The sequence below is a fragment of the Terriglobales bacterium genome (assembly GCA_035624475.1).
Lineage (GTDB): Bacteria > Acidobacteriota > Terriglobia > Terriglobales > Acidobacteriaceae > DASPRL01.
In genome coordinates this window covers 1-6628 of the sequence record DASPRL010000011.1, presented here as the reverse complement: position 1 = coordinate 6628, position 6628 = coordinate 1, and the positions used below count along the sequence as shown (strand labels likewise).

6 protein-coding genes are annotated in these 6628 nt (G+C 71.4%); 1 reads left to right on the top strand and 5 read right to left on the bottom strand.

Annotation, left to right across the window (positions count from 1 at the left end; genetic code table 11):
• Window positions 1–1310 (bottom strand): GAF domain-containing protein (locus VEG08_00770; GenBank protein HXZ26510.1); only part of this gene is annotated, 1310 nt, incomplete at its 3' end.
• Between the two features lie 131 nt (window positions 1311–1441).
• On the opposite strand from VEG08_00770, the gene VEG08_00765 reads away from it, so the two are divergent.
• Entirely contained in the window at window positions 1442–1909 is a 468-nt protein-coding gene (locus tag VEG08_00765) for an isoprenylcysteine carboxylmethyltransferase family protein (protein ID HXZ26509.1), read from the top strand.
• 4 nt (window positions 1910–1913) lie between these two features.
• Here the strand turns inward: VEG08_00765 and VEG08_00760 are convergent, their stop codons facing one another.
• The 4 genes from VEG08_00760 to VEG08_00745 all read right to left on the bottom strand — a co-directional run.
• A complete protein-coding gene (locus VEG08_00760; GenBank protein HXZ26508.1) occupies window positions 1914–2984 on the bottom strand; it encodes a SpoIID/LytB domain-containing protein in 1071 nt (356 codons plus the stop codon).
• Window positions 2981–3826, bottom strand: a complete 846-nt coding sequence (locus VEG08_00755) for a hypothetical protein (GenBank protein ID HXZ26507.1) — start codon at window positions 3824–3826, stop codon at window positions 2981–2983. The genes VEG08_00760 and VEG08_00755 overlap by 4 nt, the downstream gene beginning before the upstream one ends.
• Window positions 3823–5559: a hypothetical protein gene (locus VEG08_00750; protein HXZ26506.1), complete on the bottom strand. Its 1737-nt coding sequence runs from the start codon at window positions 5557–5559 to the stop codon at window positions 3823–3825. The genes VEG08_00755 and VEG08_00750 overlap by 4 nt, the downstream gene beginning before the upstream one ends.
• Window positions 5556–6628 (bottom strand): hypothetical protein (locus VEG08_00745; GenBank protein HXZ26505.1); only part of this gene is annotated, 1073 nt, incomplete at its 5' end. The genes VEG08_00750 and VEG08_00745, both read right to left, overlap by 4 nt.

The following is a 6628-nucleotide window of genomic DNA, read 5'->3' as shown; positions in this document are numbered from 1 at the left end:
AAGGTGCGCTCGCGGCGCGCGCTCAATTCGTGGATGGCGCGAGCCACCAGCTCCTTGCCGGTGCCGGTGTCGCCCAGGATGAGCACGGCGGCGTCCGTGGGCGCCACCGTCTCCACCTGCTTGAGGATGTTCTTCAGCGCCGGGCTCTGGCCCACGATCTCCTCGAAGTTGTACTCGCTGCGGATCTCGTCATCGAGGTAGAGCTTTTCTTCCGCGAGCTTGTCCTTCAATTCGGCGATCTGGCGGAAGGCGAGAGCGTTCTCGATGGCGATGGCCACCTGGGCGGCCACCTGGCTGAGCAGTTCCACGTCCTCGGCGCGGAAGGCGGACGCGCGCAGGCTGGCCACGCTGAGCGTGCCCAGAGTGGCGTTGCGGGTGGTAAGCGGGAGCCAGCAGGCGGACTTCACGCCTTCGGCCAGCATGCGGCGCGTGATCTCGGAGGGAAACTCGGCCAGCTCCAGGTGGTCCACCAGGAGCGGCTGGCCGGTGGAGAAGCACTGTCCGGTGGGCGAGCCTTCCACCGGGAAGTAGAACTCCTCGTGGACCAGGCCCCTGCCGCTGGGGAAATCCAGGGCGTGGAGGCGGAGCTGGCGGCGCTCGGGATCGTAGAGGGCGAGGCTGGAGTAGTCGTGGGCGACCACGCGTCCCAGCGAAGCGGAGATGGCCGGGAAGAGTTCCCTCACCTCGCGGTTAGAGACCAGGACGTTGCTGATCTCCAGCAGCAGGCGCAGGCGGTCGCGCTCGCGGGCGAGGGCGTCGCGGGCGCTGTGCGCCGCCTGCAGGTTGAGCACACCTTCGACCGCCACCGCCACCTGCTCGGTGACGCGGCGCAGGAATTCCAGGTCGGCGTCGCCGAAGGCGTTCTCCCGGAGGCTGGCGAACGTGAGCCCGCCCAGTCGGCGCTGGGCGGTGGTGAGTGGCAGCGAGCAGCAGGACTTGATGCGGCGCTCGCGCAGGAAGGCCATGACCTTGGGAAAGCGGGTCTCCCGCTCCACGTCGGGGATGACCAGCGGCTCCTGGTGCTCGAAAGCCCAGCCAGTGGGACCTTCGCTGGCGGGCATGGCCATGGGCAGGGGCGCGGGCAGCGCGGGATTGCGCGCCGCCAGCAGGTTCAGGCGCATGAGGTCGCGCTCCGGATCGTGCATCACGAAGAGGAGAAAGTCGCAGGGCACCACGCGCGGCAGCCGCAGGGCCAGGTCGTGGAAGAGCCCGGGCAGGTCGCGGTGCAGGATGAGGGCGTCGGAGACCTCGAGCAAGGCCTGGTAGCGCTCGACGTCCGAAGCACCCTTGGCTGGTTCCCCTTGCGGCATTGGCGGAGAAGGTAACACGGTTTCGACTCGCGGCGGAAGGGCGGCTGCCCCGTAGAGCCGGCCACTACAATAGCCTCAGCGACGCTCTCGCCCGTGGGGGCGGGTGCGGGCGAGATGCGGGAGGCGGTGCCATGGGTCAGCTGCTGCGCGCGATCTGGCTGCCGGCAGCGGTCATCCTGGCGATCTGGGGATGGCTATGGCTGGACCGGCGCATGGCCTGGCACGGCCCGCAACAACAGCTCCTCGGCGGCGTGCTGCTGGTTTTGGGGAGCATGCTGGTCCTGTGGTGCTTCTGGCTCTTCCTTCACCTAGGCAAAGGCTCGCCCCACCCCTTCGTAGCCAAGACGCAGCGGCTGGTGAGCAGCGGACCGTACGGCTACGTGCGCAATCCCATGATGTGGGGAGTGGGAGCGATCCTGATCGGCCTGGCGCTCTGCCTGGGATCGGTGGGGCTGTGGTTCGGGTTCGCGGGATTCGTGGTGTTCCTGAGGTTCTTCGTGCGCGGCTACGAGGAGCCGGACCTGCGGCGGCGCTTCGGGGCGGAGTACGAGGAGTATTGCCGGCGAGTACCGCGCTGGTGGCCGCGGCTGCGGCGCTAGCCGGTCACCTTCCCGCGGCCAGGCCGTGGTCGTCCAGGTTGGCCAGGGTGGTGTTGGGGAAGTAGTGCTCGAGGATCTGGCGGAAGGAAGAGCCGTGGGCGGCTAGGTCGGCGGCGCCCGCCTGGCAGAGGCCGAGGCCGTGTCCGGCGCCGCGGCCGCGCACCACCACTTCCCCGCCCTCCCGGCGCGCCTGGTAGTCGGCGCCGGGGACGGCGGACCATCCCAGTTCGCGGCCCACGGCGAGCCGCGCGCGCTCCGATCTGGCTCCCAGCAGGGGCTCACCCTCAGCGGGATCGAGCCGGCTCTCCCAGACGGGCGAGCGCTTCTGGCAGTAGGGACAATCCACCGCGAAGTAAGGATATCCGTCGGCGCGCAGTCCGAGCTCCGCCAGGGTGTGGGTGCGTCCGCCGCAACTGGCGGAGTAGAGGGCGGGCAAAGTCGCGCCCTGGTAGGCCAGCACCCAGCCGCGGGTGGACTGGGCCGCCAGCCAGGCGAGGGAGCCCTGCTGGGGCGGCTGGCGCAGGAACTGGCAGTGGGTGGTATCGCAGAAGTCGAAGCGGGGATGGCGGCCGCGGGTGGCGGCGTAGTAGGAGCGCGTGACCACGGCCTGGGCCTTCAGAGCCTCCAGGGGCGCGCCCGGAGGACTCTCAGCGGCGACGGCGGAGGCGACGGCCACTTCGCGGTCCATGACCACCACCGCCTCCAGTTCGTGCGGGCGCGGCGCGATCTCCAGCACGCCACGATAGCGGCGCTCGATCCTTCCGGGGACGGCGAGGAGGAAGTCGGCTTCGCCGCTGCGCGCGCGCACTCGCACCGAGGCGGCGGTACGTCTTCCCTGCCCCGCGACGCACTCGATCGCCGATGGGCGCAGGCGCAGGCGGACGCTCTGCGTTCCCTCCAGCGTCCAGCGATGGGCGCCACATTCCACCCGCAGAACATCGCCGGCGGGGCGTACGGTGAACTCGCGGGGGTGAAACAAGCCGAGGACGCCGATGCGGACGCTGTCCTGGGCGGCGAGGTGCGGCGCCCCCGCCAGGGCGAGCAAGGCGGCGGCGATGATCGGGCGCCGGCTCATGGGCGGCCTCGCTCGAGGTCGCGAAGCATCTTGCCCGCGGTGACGGCGGCGTGCGAGCCGGGCTGGCCGTGCAGGCGCACCAGCAGCGCCAGCCGCGGCGACTCCGCAGGGTACAGCACCAGGGCGTAGCCGTCGCCGGGAGCGCGGAGGTTGTGCACGCAGGGCGCGGTGCCCGTCTTCGAGAGCGCGGCCTCGCCGCCCAGGGCGCGGTCCACGCCTTCGCCCGTGCCCAGGCGGGCGGAGAGGGCCATGCCCGCCACCACCTCGCGCACGCCTTCCTCGCCGCGGCGGCGGGCCAGCTCGACGTAGGCTCGCGTCAGGGCCAGCGGCGACGCGCGCCAGTAGTTCCCTTCTCCGATCAGCGCCGCGGGCGGAACCCGCTCGGCGGGGCCGTCCAGGCCGAAGCGCGCCAGCACCGCGTCCACGTCGCGGGGATGAAGCTGGGCGGCCAGTTGCGCGAAGTAGCTGTTGCAGGAGTGGGCCACTGCCTCCTGGATGCCGAGGCGGCCGTGACCGCGGGGCAGCCAGCAGACGCGCCCGTCGCAGCGGTAGACGGGAAAGTCGTAGTGGTGGGCGGCTCCATAAGCCAGCGCGGTGAAAGGCTTGATGAGAGATCCGACGGGTACAGGCTGCGCGGGCGACTCCCAGCGCGCGGCCAGCAAGCCGCCGCTGCGGGCGTCGAGCAGGAGATAGGAGACATCCGGCGTAGAGAAATCGCGGGCCAGGATGCGGGCGGCGGCCTGGCCGAAGAGGGCGTCGGGCGAGGCGGGAGCCGCGGGCTGGGCCGGCCGCAGGGGCGCGGCCAGCGCCACCACCGCGATCATCCACCCCAGCCTCTTCATGGCACCAGGCGATAGACCACGATCTGGGTGACGGTCGCGCCGCGGTCGTGCACTACGATCTGCTCGGACTGGAGCGAGCCCAGAGCGCGGCTCAGGCTGGCCATGTTCTCGGAGAAGAACATGGGCTCGTGCTCTCCGGATTGATCGCCCGCAGCCTGGGCCGCCTGCGGCTGGTCGATGAGCCGGGTCATGCGCGCGAAGTTCTCCGCCTCGCGGGAGTGGCGGAAGCCGGCGGCGTAGCTGGCGCCTTCCGCGGACGGCGGCTGCGAGAGGCGGGCCAGCACCGGGGCCAGCGACTCGGGTGAATCCGCCAGGATGAGCAGCTTGCCGCGCGTGGCCAGGGAGAGATGCATCAGGCCGTCCATCTGGTAGGAGGCGTTGGCGCCCTGGCCGCTCGCGCTCCAGGTCACGCCCAGGCGCGAGGTGGTCCACAGGCCCTCGACCGCGAAGCTGAGCGAGTCGCGCACGGCGGCGGCATCCCAATCGGAGGCAGCCAGCAGGACGACGGCCGACTGTGAGTTCACAAAGACGCCGTCGGGGAGTTTGCGGGTGGATTCCACCTGCAGGACGGCGCGCAAGCCGGCGGCGTCGAGCAGCTTCTGCAGGGGGCCGGTGCCCAGCTTACCCGCGGCCGCGGCGGCGACGGGTGGCTGATCGATGCGGGTCTCGAGGTCGGCGGCATTGCCCGTCTCGCCGCTGCCCACGCTGACCGGTGCCGGCGCTTCCTTGGAGGGCGGGGCGGCGCCCGACTGCGGCGCCAGGATCTTCTGCTGGATGAGCGCGAGGGCCTGGGCAGAGCTGGGATTGGCGGAGGCCAGGTAGAAGCCGGCATCGTCGGGAGCGAGGCGCAGGACTTCGGCGACTCCGGCCTCGTTCTGCTTGACGGCGGCGTCGTCGGTGGCGGGCGTCTGCGCGCGCAGCAGCACGCGCTCCTCGCGGTACTCGCCGGCGGAGCGCCGCAGGTCGGTGAGGGCGGCGCTGTACTGCTTCAGCTCGGTGATGTTCTGTTGGATCCAGTAGGTGCGGAAGTGCGGAGTCTTGACCAGCACCGGCATGTTGAGCACCAGGCGCAGGTCGCCGGGGGAGCTGGCGGCGCGCGCGGCCTGGTCGAACCAGCCCTCGGAGGCCACGGTGCGTCCCTGCTGGCCGTTGATGAGCTGGATGGCGCCCGCGATCAGGTCCTCGCGGGTGGCCAGGAGCAGGTAGTCGCCGGCCACGCCGAAGCAGACCACGCGGCCGGACTGCGGGTCGGTGCGCACGTAATAGGCGACGCCGGCCACGCTGCGCGGCTGGAAGTCGCCGCGCTTCTGCCAGAGCTGGCTTTGCATGGCGCGCGCCGAGGGCATGCGGGTGAGATAGAGGAACTCGAGCTTGCCGATGTCGTAGAGGGCGAGCGCGGACTGGCCGCCCGCCACCTGGTCGACCAGGGCCATGTCGGGCGGGACGCCGGCGGCGCCGGCGAACTCCTTCTGCGCCTGCTCCAGACGGAGCAGGAGGCGCGAGCGGGAGAAGACCTGGTAGTTGTCGCTCTTGAGCCACGCCTGCTTGGTGGCAGAGGCGTTCCAGTCCTTCACCAGGGAGGAGAAGTCGTTGGCCTGGAGATAGAGCAGCGGCCCGGCAGGAACGAGCTCGGCCATGGGTCGGGTGGCCTGGGCGCGCGACTGGAAGAAGGCGACGGCGCCGAGGCCGAGGATGACGGCACTCGTCAGCGTAAGTGCCCAGAGTCTCTTCACAGCGCACCTCCTGACCGCGCCGGGGCCGATGGTTTCTTGCGTGGGGGCGGAGGCGCGGGCCTCGCTTGCGCTACCAGCCGCGGGCGCACCACGCGGTCCTGCTCCAGGGCGTCGTGGATCACGGGAGCGCGCGACTGGTTCCGCTTCACCCGGGCCAGGCGCAGGTCCACGGAAGCCAGCGCCTTGCGCAGGGCGGCGCGCGCGGCCGCGTCCGGCTGCAGCCGGATGGCGGAGCGGTACTGCTGCTGCGCCGGCGCGAGCTGGTCGAGCCTGTCGTAGGCGCGGGCCAGGTCGGCGGCCATGGCGGCTTGCTGCGCTGCGCTGAACTGCCCGCCCACCAGGAAGCGTTCGCGCCCAGAGAGATATTCCTGCGGCTGGGGGACGGCTTCCGCCGCCGGCGCCTCGGCCTCAGATTCCCCGGAAGCCTCGGCCTCCGCGCTCTGGTCGCTCTCTTCCTCCGGCTGCGCCTCTTCTTCCTCCGGCGCCTGATAAGCGGGCTCGGCGGCCTCGCGGTAAGCCGCGAAGGCGCCGCCCGCCATGACCGGCTGCGCGACGCCCAGGGCCAGGCCGTAGCGGCCGGCTTCGACCGCGGTGTGCAGCAGCAGCGGCCGGGCCTCGTCGCCGGTGGGACGCAGGGCCAGCGCCTCGCGCAGCAGCTTGATGCGCGTCTCCCTATCTTTGTTGAGGGCCGGGGCCTCGGCGGCCTCCTCGCGCGCCTGGAAGTAGAAGGGCTGCTGCGCTTCTACCGGAGTGACGGGAGTGCCGCGGGCCAGCAGCGCCAGTTCCCCGCTACCGGGACTTCCGGCTGGACACTTGGCTTGGGCGCAGGCCAGGGCGGCGGAGATGCGGGTGGCGTAGGGCTGGTCGCCGGCGGCGGCGGCCGCGGCCAGGGCCTTCTGGGACTCCTCGACCTGCTGGCCGGCCTTGATACGCATCTGGGCGAGCTGCACCTTGGCGACAGCGTCCCAGGGCGTGGCCTGGACGTAGTCGGCCAGGAAGGCGCTGGCTTCGGCAGGATGCCCCTTTCCGGCCAGCAGCGAGGCGGCCTGCGGCATACCCTCGAAAGACG